Genomic DNA, 16121 nt, shown 5'->3' on the forward strand with positions numbered 1-16121 from the left:
ATCGATGACCACCGACTCCACGGATCACGACCGGCGGCTCGTGTCGGGCTGGGAGGGCCGTTACTACGAGGACTTCGCCGTCGGCGACATTTATAAACACCCGTACGGGCGCACGGTGACCGAGACGGACAACGTCTGGTTCACCAACGTCTCGATGAACCTCAACCCGATGCACTTCAACGAGGCGTACGCCGCCGAGACGGAGTTCGGCGAGCGACTCGTCGACGGCACGTTCGTCATCGCGCTGGCGGTCGGCATGAGCGTCATCGACGTGAGCGCGAACGCCACGGCCAACCTCGGGTACGACGAGATCCGCCACCACGCACCGGTGTATCACGGCGACACGCTCTTTGCCGAGTCGGAGGTGCTCTCGAAGCGCGAGTCCTCATCACGTGAACACGTCGGGATCGTCACGACCGAGCTGCGGACGTACAACCAGGACGATGAACTCGTGCTCTCGTTGGAGCGGACCCCGATGGTGCTGAAACGCTCACACGCCGAGCCGAGCGCCGCACAGCCGACCGGCTGGCCGGCGGGGATCGGGACCCAGCCGGAGGACTTGGAGTGACGGACCCCGCCGTGTCCACCGCGCCCACCGCCTCGGATCCGGTTCCGAGCGAACGGCTCATCGGTGACCTCCCGAGACGGACGCCGCGGGAGGCGGCCGAGTTGATCCCCGAACGTGCGACCCTGCTCGTCTCCGGGTTCGGCGGCGTCGGCTACCCGAAACTCGTCCCCGAGGCGCTGGCTGCGGGCGATCCACGGGAGCTGACGGTCGTCTCCGGCGGCGGCGTCGGCGACGAGATCGACCGCGACCTCGTCGAGTCCGGCGACATGCGTCGCCGCTATCCGTTCGTCCCGAACGAGCATGCCCGCGAGGCCGTCAACGAGGGGCGCGTGCAGTTTCACGACCGACACATCTCCCGGCTCGCCGACGAGGTCCGGTTCGGCGGCATCCGTGAGGGGATGGTCGGCGAGCGCGTCGCCGTCGTCGAGGCGGTCGCGGTCGGCCCGGATTGGCTCATTCCCTCCACCTCCATCGGTCACGCCCCCGCATACGTCGAAACCGCCGACCGGGTGATCGTTGAGATGAACCGAGCACAGCCGCTCGAACTCGCCCGTGTCCACGACGTACACGTGCGTGCCGATCCGCCGAACCGGGAGCCGATCCCGCTGTCCGATCCCCTCGACGAGACCGACGGCCCCGCGATCCGGTTCGACGCCGGGAAACTCGCCGCCGTCGTGAAGACGGATCGCGCGGACGATCCCTACGAGTTCCGGGAACCGTCCGCCGTCGACGAGACGATCGCCGAGAATCTCCGATCCTTTCTGGAGGTGGAGATCGGCCGCAATCCGATGCTCGCGTCGGCGGTCAACCTCCAGTTCGGCGTGGGAAGCCTCGGGAACGCCCTGATGGGCGCGCTCGCGGACATCGAGTTCGGCGACCGCGACGTGGCGTACGTCGGCGAGGTGGTGCAGGACGGACTGCTTGATATGCTGGATGCCGGCGATCTTCGCGGTGCGAGCGCCACATCGCTGGCGCTGTCGGCGGAAGGACAGGAGCGGTTCTTCGAGAACGTCGCCGAGTATGCCGCGGACGTGGTGTTACGTCCCGCCGACATCTCGAACGCGCCGGAGCTGATCGACCGCTTCGGCGTCGTCGGCGTCAACAGCGCCGTCGAGGTCGACCTCTATGGCAACGTCAACGCCACCCACATTCGGGGAACCCACATCGTGAACGGGATCGGCGGCGGCGGGGACTTCTCACGGAACTGCCGGCTGGGGATCATCGCCCTCCCCTCAACGGCGGTCGACGGCGACGTGTCACGGATCGTGCCCGTGACGTCCCACGTCGATCACACCGAACACGACGCGAGCGTCGTCGTCACCGAACACGGCGTCGCCGACCTTCGCGGCAAATCGCCGCGTGAACGATCCGCGGCGCTCACGGCCGTCGCCGATCCGTCCTTTCAGGACGACCTCCGGGCGTATCGAGAACGCGCAGGCGAAGGAGGGAACACGCCACACGACCTCGGGTCCGCCCATTCATGGCAGTGATTTGAGTAGATCGGATATTCGTAACACGATCGGATGTCTTAGCTCAAGGTTTCAAAAAAGGAACGAGCTCTGAAGTAGATCCGTAGAATACTCAGCGCAGAAGCAGATCATCATCGTTCGTGACGATACGCTTTTGTATATCCGCCTGTTCGGAACGAACACATGTTAGATGGTGACAAGCCGACTCGGCGCGATGCGTTAAAGGCGATGGGCGCGATGGGCGTCGTCGGACTGGCTGGCTGTGCCGATGACGACGAATCGCACACATTCACGATCGCCGGCACGGCCAGCGGAAGTTCGACCCAGGCGGCGGCACAGGCGCTCGCCCGGGCGGCAGACGAACACAGCGACACGATCGACGTGACGGTCCAGGAGACCGGCGGATGGACGGCGAACGTCTACGACTACGACGCGGGCGAGTTCGAGACGATCGGCGTCGACACGAACTCGATGGCGAAGGCGTTCAACGACGAGGACCCCTTCGATGAGGAACCGGTCGACTCGCTCCCGCAGCAGGGGCCGCTTTTCACCAGCCTGGAGATGATCTGGGTGGCGATGGAGGGATCCGGAATCGAATCGACGGCCGACATCCGCGACGGCGGCTACACGATCTATCCGATCGAACCCGGCTTCGGAACGCGACTCCTCACCGAGGAGGTATTCAGGACGGACGGCCTCTGGGACAACAACGACATCAACAACGAGGACACCGACGATATTCCCGGTGCCGTCGAGGAAGGCCGGGTGGACGCGCTCGCGGTGTACGGCTCGAACCGCGTCGACCTCGCCGGCTGGTGTCAGGAGGTCGACGTGCGAAGCGACGGACAGCTCTACGTCATCGAGGCGGACGACCAGTTCCGCGAGGCGGTCGAGAGCGTCGACGGTGCCCGCGCCGACACGTACGAGCCGTACGGATGGCAGCAGGACGTGACCAGCGAGTTGGGCATCGACGAGGTGTTCAGCTGGATCCTCGACGGTATGTGGGCGTTCAGCCCGGACATCCCCGCGGAGGCGACATACGAGTACACGCGGGTCATGCACGAGCACCACGAGACGATGCGCGAGTCGGACCCTACCGTGCTCGATTACACCGAGGGGCCCGAACAGTTGGCGGCAGCGGTCAACCCGGACATCGAGGTCCACGCCGGCGTCGCCGAGTACTTCCAGGACATCGACATCTGGGACGACAGCTGGATGGAGGGATAGGCGGTTCCGCAGCCGTTCGTCCACGGACGGTGAACGCCCCTTTCAGTATTACCGACATTCGAACGCACGCGGCCTATGAACGCTCTACATGGCAACCGATAGCGGCTCAGAACATGACCCGACGGACGGTATCGACGAGGACTTAACGAAACACGACGTTGAACCCGAACTCGCCGATCGACCGATCGGCGAGGTCGCTCGTGAACGTCTCGCGTGGAGCGCGCTGAAGGAGCGTGCGACGATGAACTCGGTCCTCGGTGTCCTCTCGATCCCCTTCTGGGCCTATGTGATGTACATGTCACTCGGCGGGGCCTCCCGCGCGATGTTCGGGATCGGCTTCCTCGGCGGCATCCTGCTTTTGTACATCCACTCCGAACTCGCCGACAACGTCGGTGGCGGAACGAACTACATCGTTGACGACCTGAAAACGCTGCTTTCCGAGCATCGCTCCGACGTGGCGATACTCTCCGTGTGTGCGGTCATCACCGTTATCACGACGGTGTACATGTTCACGAACGTCCTCCGACTCGTGGAGGGTGGTCGGGTCACCACGCCGGAGCTGGTGATGGCGGCCGCGTTCTCGCTCGTGATGATCTACCTCACGTGGCGGGCGTTCGGGATCACGTTCCTCGCGGTGGTGCTCGTCGGGATCGGCTACGGGCTCTTCGGCTGGATCATCCCGGGAACGCTCGGGCACACCGGCATCTCGGTCAACCGCACGCTTCGGATCCTCGCGCTCGCCAACGACGGGTTCTTCGGCTTCCTGACCCAACTGACGGCGGCGTGGATCGCGTTGTTCCTGCTGTATGCGGGGATGTTACGGGCGTACGGGGCGTTCGACCTGATCCTGCGGGCGGCGGTCCGTGCGGCGAAGTACGTCGACTCCGGCGTCGCCCAGACGGCCGTCATCGCCAGCGCGGTCATCGGCTCGGTCAACGGGAGCCAGACCGCAAACGCCGGAATGACCGGCTCGTTCACGATCCCGATGATGAAAGAAAGCGGCGTCCGTGGCTCGACGGCCGGCGGCATCGAGTCAGTCGCCTCGACGACCGGACAGGTGCTTCCACCCGTGATGGGTGCCGGCGCGTTCGTGATGGCCTCGCTCATCACGGGCATCTCGTATCTCGACGTGATCGTTGCTGGGCTCATTCCCGCGGGGATCATGATGGTCGTCGTCGCGGTCGCCGTCCACTACGCGGCGGCCCCACAGATAGAGGACCCGGAGATGACCGGACAGTTCGACTATCGGCTCACTCAAGGTGAACTCGCACTGGAGGGGATCAAATTCGGCGTTCCGCTTTTCGTCCTGATCTACCTGCTGGGCTTTCTGGGATACACGGTGATGACCTCGGCGTTCGTCACGGTCGTCACGATGGCATTCTTTGGCATCACGATCCCGACCGGCAAGGCCGCGTTCGATACCCGTGATGCTCGCGTGACGTTCTGGCAGTTCGTCGATACGCTGCAACAGACGTTCAACGGGCTTCGTGGGGGCGTCGTCGTGCTCGCGCCCGTCGCGATCATTCTCGGTGCGATCAACGGCGTCGTCGACATCCTGCAGGCGACCGGCGTGCCGACGGCCGTTTCGTTGACCCTCATGTCGCTCTCCGGCGGGGTATTGATCATCGCGGCGGTGATGGCGATGGGTATCTGTATCCTGCTCGGGCTCGGCATGCCGACGACGGCGGCGTACACGGTCGTCGCGCTCCTCGTCGCGCCGACGCTTATCAACCAGTTCTTCCTCCCCGAGTTCTCCGCGCACTTTTTCGTCTTCTACGCGGCGATACTTGCGGGGTTAACGCCGCCGATCGCGACCTGTGTGGCGGTCGCCTGTTCGATCGCGGGGTCGGACTTCTGGGAGACCTGTTTCGAAGCGGTGAAGATCTCCGCGCCGCTTTTCATCCTCCCGTTCTCGTTCATCTATCACCCCGGCATCGTCGATCACGGCGGCGAGTTCACCACGAGCGTGCTGCTCACCTCGGCGATCATCCTCGCGGGCTCGCTGATCATCATCCACGGGCTTAACTACCGCTTCGATCTCGGGCGTGCGCCCGCACTCGGCCTCCGAGCCGTCTTCTTCTCGCTCGGGGTCACCATCATGGTCTTCCCCGACCAGATGGTCCAGCTGGGCGCGCTCGGCGTCGCGACGTTCCTCTACCTGACGCAGGCGGCGGTCGGGCAGTCGTCGCCGCTCGACCGGCTGCGGTCGATCGCGCGATAACCGAGGTAATCGCACACCGCCTTTGTAGACGAACCCGTCGCTGCGCCCTCAGTCCCCTCGACGCGTTTCCACCTTGCCGAGAGCCGACCGCTTATCCCCCGGCCGTGAAACCGGAACGGTAGATGGACCGGTCCTACTGGCGGACGGTTTCGTTGGTCACCCTGTGGCAGGTGTCCGCCAGCATCTGTTATTACACCGTCTTCGCCGCCACGCCGTTCTTCAGGGACGCGTTCGGGCTCTCCCGGTTCGAGGTCGGGATCGTCGTGACGACGCTCACGCTCGGATATGCGATCTTCCTCCTGCCGGTCGGCGCGCTCACCGACCGGGTCGGCGAGCGACGGACCCTCTCGCTCGGGCTCGTCGGGCTCGGTGCCGGGGTGGTCCTCGTCGCCGGCGCACCCACCTATGCGCTGTTGCTCGCGGCGGTCTTCCTGCTCGGCTCGATCTACAGTACGGCGATGCCGGGGACGAACAAGGCGGTGTACGACGCGATCGAGCCCGGCAGACAGAACACCGCGATGGGGATCAAACAGGTCGGCGTCACCGGCGGCAGCGGGATCAGTGCCCTGCTCGTCACGGGCCTTGCAGGGGTCTTCTTCTGGCAGATCGGCTTTCTCATCGCCGGCGTCGTCGCCGTCGCCGTCGCCATCCTCTTTTACCTCGCCTACTCCGGCAACGAGGGCGGGGCGACGACGCTGCCGGACTTCCGCGGGTTAGCGAGCAATCGTCCGTACATGCTGTTGGCGTCCGCCGGCGTCTTTCTCGGGGCGGCGCTTTTCACCACGACGGGGTACACGGTGTTATATATGGAGGAGTCGATCGGGTCGACGGTCGCGTTCGGCGGGGTCGTCCTCGCGGCGGTCCAGCTGTTCGGCAGCCTCGGGCGACTGCTCGGCGGCTGGCTCGCCGACGTGCTGCCCGGCGAACCACGCAGCAGGATCGGCGGCATCCTCATCGTCCAGACGCTCGCGAGCGTCGTCCTCTTCGTGGCCGTCACGGCGGCCAGCACGGAGACCGGAGCGGCGCTCGCCTTCTCGCTGCTCGGCTTCTTCGTGCTCGGGTATACCGGCGTCTACTACTCCTGTATGGCGACGCTCGTTCCCGCCTCGGAGATGGGCAGCGCCACCGCCGGCTGCCAGCTGGCGTTGACCGCCGGGGCGCTCGTCGCGCCGCCGGCGTTCGGCTATCTCGCGGACACCGTCGACTATCGGACGGCGTGGCTGCTGCTCGCGGCGGGCTGTCTCGTCGCCGCCGCGTTGCTTGTCGTCGTCATCAGGACGGATCCGCCGGTCGAGAAGGTCGCCATGATGGAGTGACCGCCGCGCCCGCACTGCCGTCCAGTGCCTACTCGATCCGCTCGACGAGTTCGAGGACGTATCCGTCCGGATCCGCAAGGAAGGCGACCCGCCGACCGATGTGCTCCATCGTCGTCGGTTCCTCGTGGACGGGCGGATCCGCCCGCTCCGTGAGCCGCTCGAATGTCTCGTCGACGTCGGCCACGCCGACGGCGACGTGGTCTACCGTTCCCGGATCGATCGCCGGCCCACCGTCCGGATCGTATTTAAATTGGAACTCGGCGTGTTCCCCGCCGATATAGACGTTCTCGACCCCGTCGCCGCCGGTGAACGACCAGTTTTCCGTGAGCCCAAGCGCGTCGACATAGAACTCCCGGGTGCGATCGATATCCGAGACCCACAGCGCGGCGTGTATCACGTCCATGGATCGTCCCCTCACGCCGAAGGGTTAGTCGTTGCGGCGGACCCGTCCCGGGAACGGGGAAACCAGTCATCGCACTTAATAGACGACACGATAGACCATGCGGTATGTACCGCGTATTGTTGCCGATCGATATCGACGAGGATCGGGCCCGCTCGCAGGTGTCGCTGCTTGAGTCGTTGCCGGGATCGATCGAGGAGATCGAGGTGGTGCTGCTTCACGTCTACGAACAGGTCGATACGCCGGCCGATGAGGCCGGATCCGCGGTCATCGAGGAGATCAACGAGTCGATCGTCGAACTGCAGGGACGGCCCGAGTCGGTCGATGCCGTCGAGGAGGAACTCGACGCGCTCGGTGTCGATCACACCCTCATCGAACACGTCGGCGATCCGTCTGACGGGATCCTCACGGTGGCAGACGAGGAGGACGTCGACGCGATCGTGTTGGGGCTGCGCAAGCGCTCACCGGTCGGCAAGGCGCTGTTCGGCAGCGTCAGCCAGACGGTTATCCTGAACGCCGACCGGCCGGTGTTCCTCGGGAAACCGTAGCACGCCCGGGCGTCATCTCTCGCCCGGATCGGCGAGTCGAAACGACCAATCGCCTCGGCCACGGAGTTCGTCCAATGAAGGCGATTAAAGACAGCGTCCACGGGCACGTCCGACTGGATCCCGTCGCCGCCGACCTGCTCGAGACGCCCGCCTTTCAGCGGCTCCGACACATCAAACAGCTCTCCACCGTCCGACTCGTGTTCCCCTCCGCGAACCACACCCGTTTCGAGCACAGCTTGGGCGTCTATCACCTCGCGACCCGGGCGCTTCGGGGACTCGCACTCGATGACGACACGGCCGCACACGTCCGCGCGGCCGCCCTGCTACACGACATCGGACATGGGCCCTACGGCCACCAGACCGAGGGGATCATCCATCGTGAGACGGGCGCGGATCACGACGACATCGGCTGGCTCATCACGGATCCCGACCGGGAGGTGACCCAGGTGCTCGAAGCGAACGGGCTCAACCCCGATCGCGTCGCCTCCCTCGTCGCCGGGGAGGGCGGGGTCGGCGCGCTCGTCTCCGGCGAGCTCGACGTCGACCGCATGGACTACCTCGTCCGTGACGCCCATCACACGGGCGTTCCGTACGGCTCCGTCGACGTCGGTCGACTCGTGAACGAACTTCGTCTGCTCGGCGGGACCCCGACAGGCACCACGTCCGCAGATACCGCCGACCTCGTGCTCGCCGAGGGCAACGTCGCGACCGCAGAGAGCCTGCTCGTCGCCCGGTCGTTGATGAACGCCGTGGTCTACCGACATCACGTCTCGCGTGTCGCGGGCGCGATGCTCGAACGGGCCTGTGAACGGCTTCTCGCCTCGACTGACCGCTCGATCCGGGAGTTTCGCCGGATGGCCGACCACGACCTGCTCGTCGCGCTTGGCGAGTCGGTGCCTGAACTCGGGCGGCGGATCGAACGACGCGACCTGTATAAACGGGCCGTCTGGGTCGGGCTCGGCGACGTGCCGGCGGGAACGGTCGACGCCGGCCACGCCGAGGAGCGTGCGGCCGAACGGGAGATCGCCGAGCGCCTCGGGCTCGACGCCCACGCGGTCATCGTCGACGTGCCCAAGCGACCGGGGTTAAAGGAGGCCGCCTCGACCGTCATCGTCGATGGGGTACCACAGCGGTTGGAGGACGCCTCGGAACTCGTCTCCGCGCTTCGTGCGGCCGAACGTCGGCGGTGGCGGCTCGGGGTCTACTGTCCGGGCGAACACGTCGATGCCGTTCACGAGGTCGCCCGCGAGGTGCTCGGGATACGCGGCGGGCGGTGATCGGTGCGTCGGCATCACTCCCGCAACGCGACGGCCTCGCGTCCGAAGCGCCCTCCCTCGGACGTCCAGCGCCACGAACCGACGAACGGCGCGCCGTCAAGTGCGCAGATGACGTACGAGTAGCCGTCCCACGTCGCCCGCTCGACATCGGTCCCGCTCGGATTCGGGCCGCCCGCGGGGTGTGAGTGATAGAAGCCGACGACGGACAGCCCCTCGGCCTCCACGCGTTCGATCGTCGAAAACAACTCCGTCGGGTCGATAGCGTAGCGCGTGCGAGGATGTTCGGCGACGTTTTCGGTTCGATGAGCCGCCTCGACGATCGAGTCCTCGGTATCGAAGGTGCCGGCGAGGACGCCACACACCTCCGCTGGAGCGCCGTCCGTGGCGTGTGTGACGACCGCGTCGTAGGCGGCGCGTTCGAAGGTGATCACACCCGATCGAAGGACCCTGTCGGGCATAAAAGGACGCCGAGCGTGTGACGACGGACGTGCCGCTTCAGGCGGTGTGGTCGGCGATCATCGACGACAGATCGGCTTCCGACTGGACGCCGACGGCCCGCTCGACCTGCTCGCCATCCGCGAACAACAGGATGGTTGGGATCCCACGCACGCCGAAGCGGGAGGCGAGTCCCTGGAAGTGGTCGACGTTGACCTTCACCACCGCCGCGGCCGTTCCGGCCGCGAGCGACTCGATCGTTGGCTCCATCATCTTGCACGGTCCACACCAATCCGCGTAGAAGTCGACGAGGACCACGTCGTGATCATCAAGGAGATCTTCGAACAGATCCTCGCTTTCGAGTTCGATGTACTCGCTTGGGGCCGCATCCGTGGATGAGCTCATACCCGATCGTATGACCCCAAGAGGGATAACGGTTGTGGATATAATTTACAATATTCTCGCGTTTTGTACGGCCGTATTCAGCCGACGACGACAGCGTTAGAGGGTGATCTGCGCCGCGGTGGGGGAAAGAGTCTCCTCGCGCTCGGGAGCATTGCACCCCTCGAACTGCCCGGCGCGCTCATGCTCGCGGCGTGGGTGTGGATGCTCGGGCCGCTGCCCGTCGTATCGCGGTCACGGCCCGATTGATCCGCGGCTGCCGACACCCATCGGGTCGGACCGTTCGGTTTGGGCCGTCAGCGTCGATCCGGACCGTACTGTTCGTGTCCGGCTGAGCCACTGTCCTGCGACGAGCACTGCCGCGAACCGCAGGAATACACGCGAGGGTGATTCGAATCAGAGGGCACCGATTGGAGTGAGGTGACGGCGTGGTTTGAATCCGCTCAGAGCCCGAACGGGTTCGCGAGCAGCCCCGCGGTGGCGATGAGCGCGACGGAGAGGCCGGCGGCGGCGTACATAAACGGCTTAGCTTCCCGGGCGGGTTCACGAAGTTTGCCGGTCTCGAGCCCGCGGGAGAGCTTCCCGCCGCCCGCTTCGATCAGGCCGGTGATGAGCAGCCAGAGGACGATCATCGTGAGAACGAGATGCCCGCGACCGGTGCCGGTGAGCGTGTTGACGTCGTAGAGGACCCCGGCCATGTGCCCGCCGGAGACGACGAACGCGACCGCTCCGATTCGCGTGATCCACCGGAGCCGATCGATAAGCGATCCGAGCGCGTCGGTACCGATATCGCCCCGAGTCGCCGGCGGGATCACGGCGACGGCCACGAAGAGAACGCTCCCCGTCCACAGGATCGCGAAGCCGACGTGGATCGTCCACATGACCGAATGGATGAGTGCCATACCGATCCGTCGATCCGACATGACTTATATACCGGCGAAAGCACCCAGGTCGGTCAAACGCGGAGCACTCGCCGCCGTCGCCGGCTTTTAAATATCCGCTACACGTACCTTCGGTCATGTCGTTGCTGAAGAAGATCAAGGGGATGCTCGGGATGGGAGACGACGCCGACGGCGGCAGCGGGACGTCAGTGACGGTCGAACGTGAGGCACCGGTCGACGACGCCGACGAGGATGAGCCGGCCGCGGCCGGAACCGACGCCGCGGCATCCACCGGATCGCTCGTCGAGGAGCCGGACGTCCCCGAGGAGACCGCGGAACCGGCGGAGGCCGTCGACGCCGTCGGCGACGCGACAACGGAGAACGAACCGGAAGGCGACGACGAGACGAACGGTGTCGCCGATACGGAGGCTGAGGAAACGGAAGCTGCCGTCGATACGGAGGGTGAGGAAACGGAAGCTACCGTCGATACGGAGGGTGACGGAGCGGAGGACACCGACGAGGCCTCCGAGGACGTGGACGGCGAGCCCGTCGACAGCATTCGGGGAATCGGTCCCGCCTACGCCGAGCGACTGGGAGAGATAGGCATCCACACCGTCTCCGACCTCGCCGAGGCCGATCCGGAGGCGGTCGCGGAGGGGGCAAGCGTCGGTGAAAAGCGGGCGACGACGTGGATCGATCGGGCGAAGAAGTTCTGAGAGGCGCCGCGAACGGGACGGTCATCCGCGGAACGGTCCATCGACCGCAAGGATTTCCCGACCGCCCCCGAACGGAGTAAATATGAGCGAACGTGTCCACACCGACCGGGAGCGGTTCCGGGCGGTCGCCGCCATGGCCCCCCCGAACGCTCGGGTCCCGGTCGAGTGTCGAGTCACCGTCGAGGATCCGTTTGCGGCCTATCGACGCGCACGCGACGGAACGGGTGGGTTTTTCTATGAGACGACCGGCGGACAGCCGGGCTGGGGATACTTCGGCATCGAGCCGTGCGATCGGCTGACCGCCTTCGCTGACGCCGTCGTGGCGAACCGACCCGGGAGCGAAGCCGAAGACGACGTGGATACCAGCGACGGAGGGGCGAACGACGATGACGGAGGGGCGAACGACGATGACGGAGAGGCGAACGACGATGACGGAGGGACGGACGACGATGGTGAAGAGCCGGCCGGAAGCGGCAACGCACCGGCTACCGACCGGTCGCCCACGGGCGACTACCGTCGGGACGCTCCGACGCTCTCCGCGCTCGACGGACTGCTCGCGGGCGAGTCGCTCGCCCGCGGGGACTGTACGGTACCGTATCCCTGCGGCGTCTTCGGCTGGCTCTCGTACGACGTCGCCCGCGAGTTGGAACGGTTCCCCCCGGCGGGCCCGGACGGTCCGGGCGCGATCGACGACCGGGGGCTTCCGCGGCTCCAGGTCGGCGTGTTCGATCGCCTCGCCGCCTGGAAGTGCCCGACGGCGGACGGCGAGCCCACCACGCTGCGCGTCACCGCCTGCCCCACGATCCCCGGCGATCTCACCGATCCAGTTGCCGATGCGACTGCACTCGACGCCCACTTCGAGGCCGGCGTCGCGAGCGCACGTGAGCTTATCGAACGGATCGAAACCGGCGATCCGGAGGTTGGGCCCGCGCCGGCATCGGGATCGGCGGCGACGTTCGAGAGCCACACGGGACGGGAGGCGTACGCCGAGGCGGTCAGAACGGTGAAACGCTACGTCCGCGACGGCGACACCTTTCAGGCGAACATCTCCCAGCGGCTCGAAGCGCCGGCGGCGGTCCATCCCGTCGAGGCGTACGACGCCCTCCGCGAGGTGAACCCCGCGCCCTACTCGGGGCTTATCGAGTTCGGCGGCGGAGGGGAGCGAAGCGGGGCCGACCTCGTGAGCGCGAGCCCCGAACTCCTACTCGAACGGGTGCCGGCGGCTGGCGAGGTGGGCGACGGCGACATCGACGACGGCGACGGCGACGGAACGGGGGCCCGACTCGTCACTGAACCCATCGCCGGGACGCGGCCGCGGGGCGAGGACGCCGCGACGGACGCCGCGATGGAAGCGGAGCTGACCGGCGACGAGAAGGAGCGCGCCGAACACGCGATGCTCGTCGACCTCGAACGCAACGACCTCGGAAAGGTCTCGCAGTTCGGGACGGTGACGGTGCCGGAGTATCGTCGGGTCGATCGCTACAGCGAGGTGATGCACCTCGTGAGCGTCGTCGAGGGCGAGGCCCGCCCGGACGTCTCGCTCGCCGACGCCATCGCCGCGTGCTTCCCGGGGGGGACGATCACCGGCGCGCCGAAGCCGCGGACGATGGAGATCATCGACGAGCTGGAGCGGACCCGGCGCGGACCGTATACGGGATCGATGCTCGCGGCGGGCTTCGACGGCCGCGCGACGCTGAACATCGTCATCCGGACGCTCGTTCGCCACGCCGACGAGTACCACCTCCGTGTCGGCGCGGGCGTGGTACACGATTCGGACCCGGACGCGGAGTACGAGGAGACGCTTGCGAAGGGCCGCGCGCTCGTGACGGCGATCGACGAGGCCCTTGAGGCGGGCCGAATGAACGTGGAGGGTCACGCGAGATGACGGAAGAAAGCGGTGACGTTGCACACGACGCGGACGGCTGGCAGCCGGGCGTGGGGACACACGACGTGCGGATCCTCGTGATCGACAACTACGACTCGTTCGCGTACAACCTCGTTCAGTACGTCGGCGAGTTCGCGGGCGCGGTGACGGTCCGGCGCAACGACGCGGTCGATCTGGCGGCGATCCGACGGATCGACCCGGACGGAATCGTGGTCTCACCCGGTCCCGGAACCCCACAGGAGGCCGGCGTCTCGATGGACGTCTTCGATCTCGATCGTCCGGTGTTGGGGGTCTGTCTCGGCCACCAAGCGCTCTGTGCCTCGCTCGGGGCGCCCGTCGGCCACGCACCCGATGTCGTCCACGGAAAACCCTCAGCGATCACCCACGACGGAACGGGCGTGTTCGCCGGGCTTCCCGACCCGATCGAGGTCGGCCGGTATCACTCGCTGTGTGTCGAACACGAGGACCTTCCCGACGAACTCGAGGAGACCGCCCGAACGGAGGACGAACGCGAGGTCGTGATGGGCGTCCGGCGGCGGGATCGGCCGCACATCGGGGTCCAGTTTCATCCGGAGAGCATCCTGACGCCCGACGGGAAGCGGCTGGTTGAGAACTTCATCGAGGGCTGTCTGGATGATGCGTGAGGAGCGATTCGATGGTGAGTGAGGAGTGTTGTGATGACGAGTGAGGAGCGTCGGTATCACGTGAACGGCGAGTTGGTGCCGGCATCGGCGGCGACCGTCTCCGTCGAGGATCGGGGATTCGCCTACGGCGACGCAGCCTTCGAGACGCTGCGCGCGTTCGGCGGCGACGTCTTCCGCTGGGAGGCACACGCCGACCGCCTCGCTCGGACCTGTGAGACGCTCGGGATCGATCACGGGCTTTCCACGTCCGATCTGAAGGGCCGGATCGACGCGACGCTCGCGGCGAACGACCTCGCGGACGCCTACGTGAAGCTCTCTATCACCCGCGGGAGCCAGCCCGGGACGCTCGATCCGCAGCCGGAAGTCGACCCGACGGTGGTCGTGATCGTGAAACGGCTCCCCCGCGGCGGGCTTGACGGGGAGCCACCCTACGATGGACCGGCGACGCTCCAGACGACGAAGACCCGTAAGCCGTCGTCGCGTGCGTTGCCGGCGGACGCGAAGACGCACAACTACCTGAACGGGATCCTCGCCCGACTGGAGCTACGGGTGACCGGCGCGGACGAGGCGCTGATGCTCGATCCCGAGGGCAACGTCGCGGAGGGAGCGACCTCGAACCTCTTTTTTTCCGACGGGGCAGCGCTGCGGACTCCCTCGCTCGACGGGCCGATCCTGCCGGGGGTTACCCGGAAGACCGTCATCGAGATCGCGGAGTCGGAGGCGATCCCGATCGAGGAGGGGACCTACACCCCCGATGCGGTGCGGGCGGCCGACGAGGTCTTTCTCACGAACTCGACGTGGGGGATCCGTCCGGTAAAAACGGTGGACGGAATAGACGTCGACGGCGGTCGCCAAAGGGGTCAACCCGATGACGACGGGGAGGGAGTCGCCGGACCGCTCACGACGCTCCTTTCGCGGCTCTATGACCTCCGGATCGAGGAGGAACACTACGACGGCGAGCGGTTGTGAGCCGTCCAAAACAGTCGTGCAGCGATTGGAAAATGACGAAACGCATGCGGCAGACGAGACGCAGATCTTGTCTGGTGTGCATGATTACTTTTCAGTGTGCTCCTGAGAGCGGTCCAGAACGAATACCACCAGTGCAACGGCAACGGCGACGACTGCAACCCAGCGATCCGCTGAGACGTACCAGCCCGGCGTCGGCAACCGTGGAACCGGGATCGGGAACGCATACTGTCCTGAAAGCATCAGCCCATCCGCATACCGTTGTGGAAGGTCAACGACGAGGTGAGAGACCGCACCTCCTGAGAGGAGTACGAACGCACGGCGTCGTTCGCGCGCGGTATGAAACAGGAGCGCGCCGATTCCGGCGAGCAGTATCGATCCCCCGAGGGTGTGTAATCCGTCCCATGAGAAGGGTATCCCGAGAAGATATTCCACGGCTTCATCCGAAACGAGCAGATCTATTCGATTCAGGTCCGGAAGGATGGATCCGATCATCGCCACGGCAACCCACCGTTGATCGACCCACTCGACGAACCAGCTGACGATGGTAAAAAGCGCATAGGCAACGAGGACGTGAGTCAGCCATTCAGCCATTACGACTCACCCCGCTTTTGAAAGCTCAGTTCCGACGGGTTCGGATGCCAGTATCTGAAAAAGTGGACGATCGCAAGCGACATACCGAAAAGCGAGATGCCGAGTACATAGATCCAATCCCGTGAATCCCGGTAATCAACGACGATCTCCTCCGCAACCAACACGCTGGATTCCTCGGATAACGTGCCGAATACTTGGATACGTGCCCCCGGTTCGATCTCCGCAATAACTGACGGGTCAACCGGACGGATCGTTACCTCATGCCGGTCATGAACGACGTCCTCTGTATCAACCCGCAAACCATCAAGAGCGATCCCGACTGCTGAGGTGTTTTTAAAAACCACGACCAACGCCTCCTCACGCTCGTCAACCTCATCGACTTGTACAAAATAAAAGACGTCTTCGCCATCGAACTGAGCGGGGTTGCTGCTTACGTCGGCTTTTTCGGGCGAAGATCGAAGATCGGTCGTTGCATACGGTACATTCATCCCAACCGTAACGACGAGCAAAAAGCCGATAGCGAGGATGCGGCGCTTGCGATTCATTTATTTGACATCCCGCATTCGATCCAA

At 65.5% G+C, this 16121-nt stretch carries 18 protein-coding genes; 12 read left to right on the forward strand and 6 right to left on the reverse strand.

Annotated elements, in window-relative coordinates; all coding sequences use genetic code 11:
- Positions 1 to 4 precede the first annotated feature (4 nt).
- The 5 genes from CHB65_RS01890 to CHB65_RS01910 all read left to right on the forward strand — a co-directional run bounded on the left by CHB65_RS01890 (position 5) and on the right by CHB65_RS01910 (position 6801).
- Positions 5 to 568, forward strand: coding sequence for a MaoC family dehydratase (locus CHB65_RS01890; protein WP_089383340.1), 564 nt, complete (start codon positions 5 to 7; stop codon positions 566 to 568).
- Positions 565 to 2058 carry an acetyl-CoA hydrolase/transferase C-terminal domain-containing protein gene (locus CHB65_RS01895; protein ID WP_089383341.1) on the forward strand — a complete coding sequence of 498 codons (1494 nt, stop codon included), beginning with the start codon at positions 565 to 567 and terminating at the stop codon, positions 2056 to 2058. The genes CHB65_RS01890 and CHB65_RS01895 overlap by 4 nt, the downstream gene beginning before the upstream one ends.
- Positions 2059 to 2220: 162 nt before the next feature.
- Positions 2221 to 3264 carry a TAXI family TRAP transporter solute-binding subunit gene (locus CHB65_RS01900; RefSeq protein WP_089383342.1) on the forward strand — a complete coding sequence of 348 codons (1044 nt, stop codon included), beginning with the start codon at positions 2221 to 2223 and terminating at the stop codon, positions 3262 to 3264.
- A gap of 88 nt (positions 3265 to 3352) precedes the next feature.
- The gene (locus CHB65_RS01905) at positions 3353 to 5485 is read left to right on the forward strand and encodes a TRAP transporter permease (RefSeq protein ID WP_089383343.1); all 2133 of its coding nucleotides are present in this window, start codon (positions 3353 to 3355) and stop codon (positions 5483 to 5485) included.
- Positions 5486 to 5607: 122 nt separating this feature from the next.
- Complete coding sequence (locus CHB65_RS01910) at positions 5608 to 6801, forward strand: MFS transporter (protein WP_089383344.1); 1194 nt, start codon at positions 5608 to 5610, stop codon at positions 6799 to 6801.
- A 28-nt stretch (positions 6802 to 6829) separates the two neighbouring features.
- Here CHB65_RS01910 and CHB65_RS01915 read toward each other — a convergent pair whose 3' ends face one another.
- Positions 6830 to 7204 carry a VOC family protein gene (locus CHB65_RS01915; protein WP_089383345.1) on the reverse strand — a complete coding sequence of 125 codons (375 nt, stop codon included), beginning with the start codon at positions 7202 to 7204 and terminating at the stop codon, positions 6830 to 6832.
- A gap of 104 nt (positions 7205 to 7308) precedes the next feature.
- Between CHB65_RS01915 and CHB65_RS01920 the strand changes: the two genes are divergently transcribed.
- Together CHB65_RS01920 and CHB65_RS01925 are read left to right on the forward strand one after the other, a co-directional pair.
- Positions 7309 to 7749, forward strand: a complete 441-nt coding sequence (locus tag CHB65_RS01920; protein WP_089383346.1) for a universal stress protein — start codon at positions 7309 to 7311, stop codon at positions 7747 to 7749.
- A gap of 74 nt (positions 7750 to 7823) precedes the next feature.
- Entirely contained in the window at positions 7824 to 9026 is a 1203-nt protein-coding gene (locus CHB65_RS01925) for an HD domain-containing protein (RefSeq protein ID WP_089383347.1), read from the forward strand.
- A gap of 14 nt (positions 9027 to 9040) precedes the next feature.
- Here CHB65_RS01925 and CHB65_RS01930 read toward each other — a convergent pair whose 3' ends face one another.
- Positions 9041 to 9457: a desampylase gene (locus CHB65_RS01930; RefSeq protein ID WP_089383348.1), complete on the reverse strand. Its 417-nt coding sequence runs from the start codon at positions 9455 to 9457 to the stop codon at positions 9041 to 9043.
- 64 nt (positions 9458 to 9521) lie between these two features.
- A complete protein-coding gene (gene trxA, locus CHB65_RS01935; RefSeq protein ID WP_089383349.1) occupies positions 9522 to 9866 on the reverse strand; it encodes a thioredoxin in 345 nt (114 codons plus the stop codon).
- 63 nt (positions 9867 to 9929) lie between these two features.
- On the opposite strand from trxA, the gene CHB65_RS16710 reads away from it, so the two are divergent.
- Complete coding sequence (locus CHB65_RS16710) at positions 9930 to 10112, forward strand: hypothetical protein (RefSeq protein WP_143420335.1); 183 nt, start codon at positions 9930 to 9932, stop codon at positions 10110 to 10112.
- 194 nt (positions 10113 to 10306) lie between these two features.
- On the opposite strand, the gene CHB65_RS01940 is transcribed toward CHB65_RS16710, so the two are convergent.
- A complete protein-coding gene (locus CHB65_RS01940) occupies positions 10307 to 10765 on the reverse strand; it encodes a transporter (protein WP_089383466.1) in 459 nt (152 codons plus the stop codon).
- Between the two features lie 116 nt (positions 10766 to 10881).
- On the opposite strand from CHB65_RS01940, the gene CHB65_RS01945 reads away from it, so the two are divergent.
- The 4 genes from CHB65_RS01945 to CHB65_RS01960 all read left to right on the forward strand — a co-directional run bounded on the left by CHB65_RS01945 (position 10882) and on the right by CHB65_RS01960 (position 14958).
- The gene (locus CHB65_RS01945; RefSeq protein ID WP_089383350.1) at positions 10882 to 11460 is read left to right on the forward strand and encodes a helix-hairpin-helix domain-containing protein; all 579 of its coding nucleotides are present in this window, start codon (positions 10882 to 10884) and stop codon (positions 11458 to 11460) included.
- 82 nt (positions 11461 to 11542) lie between these two features.
- Positions 11543 to 13345: an anthranilate synthase component I family protein gene (locus tag CHB65_RS01950; protein WP_089383351.1), complete on the forward strand. Its 1803-nt coding sequence runs from the start codon at positions 11543 to 11545 to the stop codon at positions 13343 to 13345.
- Positions 13342 to 13989, forward strand: a complete 648-nt coding sequence (locus CHB65_RS01955) for an anthranilate synthase component II (protein WP_089383352.1) — start codon at positions 13342 to 13344, stop codon at positions 13987 to 13989. Before CHB65_RS01950 ends, CHB65_RS01955 begins: the two co-directional genes overlap by 4 nt.
- Before the next feature lie 33 nt (positions 13990 to 14022).
- Positions 14023 to 14958 (forward strand): aminotransferase class IV, encoded by a 936-nt coding sequence (locus tag CHB65_RS01960; protein WP_089383353.1) that lies wholly within the window; start codon positions 14023 to 14025, stop codon positions 14956 to 14958.
- Between the two features lie 84 nt (positions 14959 to 15042).
- On the opposite strand, the gene CHB65_RS01965 is transcribed toward CHB65_RS01960, so the two are convergent.
- Both CHB65_RS01965 and CHB65_RS01970 read right to left on the reverse strand, forming a co-directional pair.
- The gene (locus CHB65_RS01965) at positions 15043 to 15549 is read right to left on the reverse strand and encodes a metal-dependent hydrolase (RefSeq protein ID WP_089383354.1); all 507 of its coding nucleotides are present in this window, start codon (positions 15547 to 15549) and stop codon (positions 15043 to 15045) included.
- Positions 15549 to 16094: a hypothetical protein gene (locus CHB65_RS01970; protein WP_089383355.1), complete on the reverse strand. Its 546-nt coding sequence runs from the start codon at positions 16092 to 16094 to the stop codon at positions 15549 to 15551. The genes CHB65_RS01965 and CHB65_RS01970 overlap by 1 nt, the downstream gene beginning before the upstream one ends.
- Positions 16095 to 16121 lie beyond the last annotated feature (27 nt).

Source organism: Halorubrum vacuolatum (genome assembly GCF_900188065.1).
Classification (GTDB): domain Archaea; phylum Halobacteriota; class Halobacteria; order Halobacteriales; family Haloferacaceae; genus Halorubrum; species Halorubrum vacuolatum.

Coding starts and splice junctions, on each gene's coding strand:
- CHB65_RS01920 (WP_089383346.1), top strand. CDS start 7,309: ATGTACCGCGTATTGTTGCCGATCGATATCGACGAGGATCGGGCCCGC.
- CHB65_RS01970 (WP_089383355.1), bottom strand. CDS start 16,094: ATGAATCGCAAGCGCCGCATCCTCGCTATCGGCTTTTTGCTCGTCGTT.
- CHB65_RS01910 (WP_089383344.1), top strand. CDS start 5,608: ATGGACCGGTCCTACTGGCGGACGGTTTCGTTGGTCACCCTGTGGCAG.
- trxA (WP_089383349.1), bottom strand. CDS start 9,866: ATGAGCTCATCCACGGATGCGGCCCCAAGCGAGTACATCGAACTCGAA.
- CHB65_RS01965 (WP_089383354.1), bottom strand. CDS start 15,549: ATGGCTGAATGGCTGACTCACGTCCTCGTTGCCTATGCGCTTTTTACC.
- CHB65_RS01915 (WP_089383345.1), bottom strand. CDS start 7,204: ATGGACGTGATACACGCCGCGCTGTGGGTCTCGGATATCGATCGCACC.
- CHB65_RS01925 (WP_089383347.1), top strand. CDS start 7,824: ATGAAGGCGATTAAAGACAGCGTCCACGGGCACGTCCGACTGGATCCC.
- CHB65_RS01955 (WP_089383352.1), top strand. CDS start 13,342: ATGACGGAAGAAAGCGGTGACGTTGCACACGACGCGGACGGCTGGCAG.
- CHB65_RS01940 (WP_089383466.1), bottom strand. CDS start 10,765: ATGGCACTCATCCATTCGGTCATGTGGACGATCCACGTCGGCTTCGCG.
- CHB65_RS01890 (WP_089383340.1), top strand. CDS start 5: ATGACCACCGACTCCACGGATCACGACCGGCGGCTCGTGTCGGGCTGG.
- CHB65_RS01945 (WP_089383350.1), top strand. CDS start 10,882: ATGTCGTTGCTGAAGAAGATCAAGGGGATGCTCGGGATGGGAGACGAC.
- CHB65_RS01905 (WP_089383343.1), top strand. CDS start 3,353: ATGGCAACCGATAGCGGCTCAGAACATGACCCGACGGACGGTATCGAC.
- CHB65_RS01900 (WP_089383342.1), top strand. CDS start 2,221: ATGTTAGATGGTGACAAGCCGACTCGGCGCGATGCGTTAAAGGCGATG.
- CHB65_RS01950 (WP_089383351.1), top strand. CDS start 11,543: ATGAGCGAACGTGTCCACACCGACCGGGAGCGGTTCCGGGCGGTCGCC.
- CHB65_RS01960 (WP_089383353.1), top strand. CDS start 14,023: ATGACGAGTGAGGAGCGTCGGTATCACGTGAACGGCGAGTTGGTGCCG.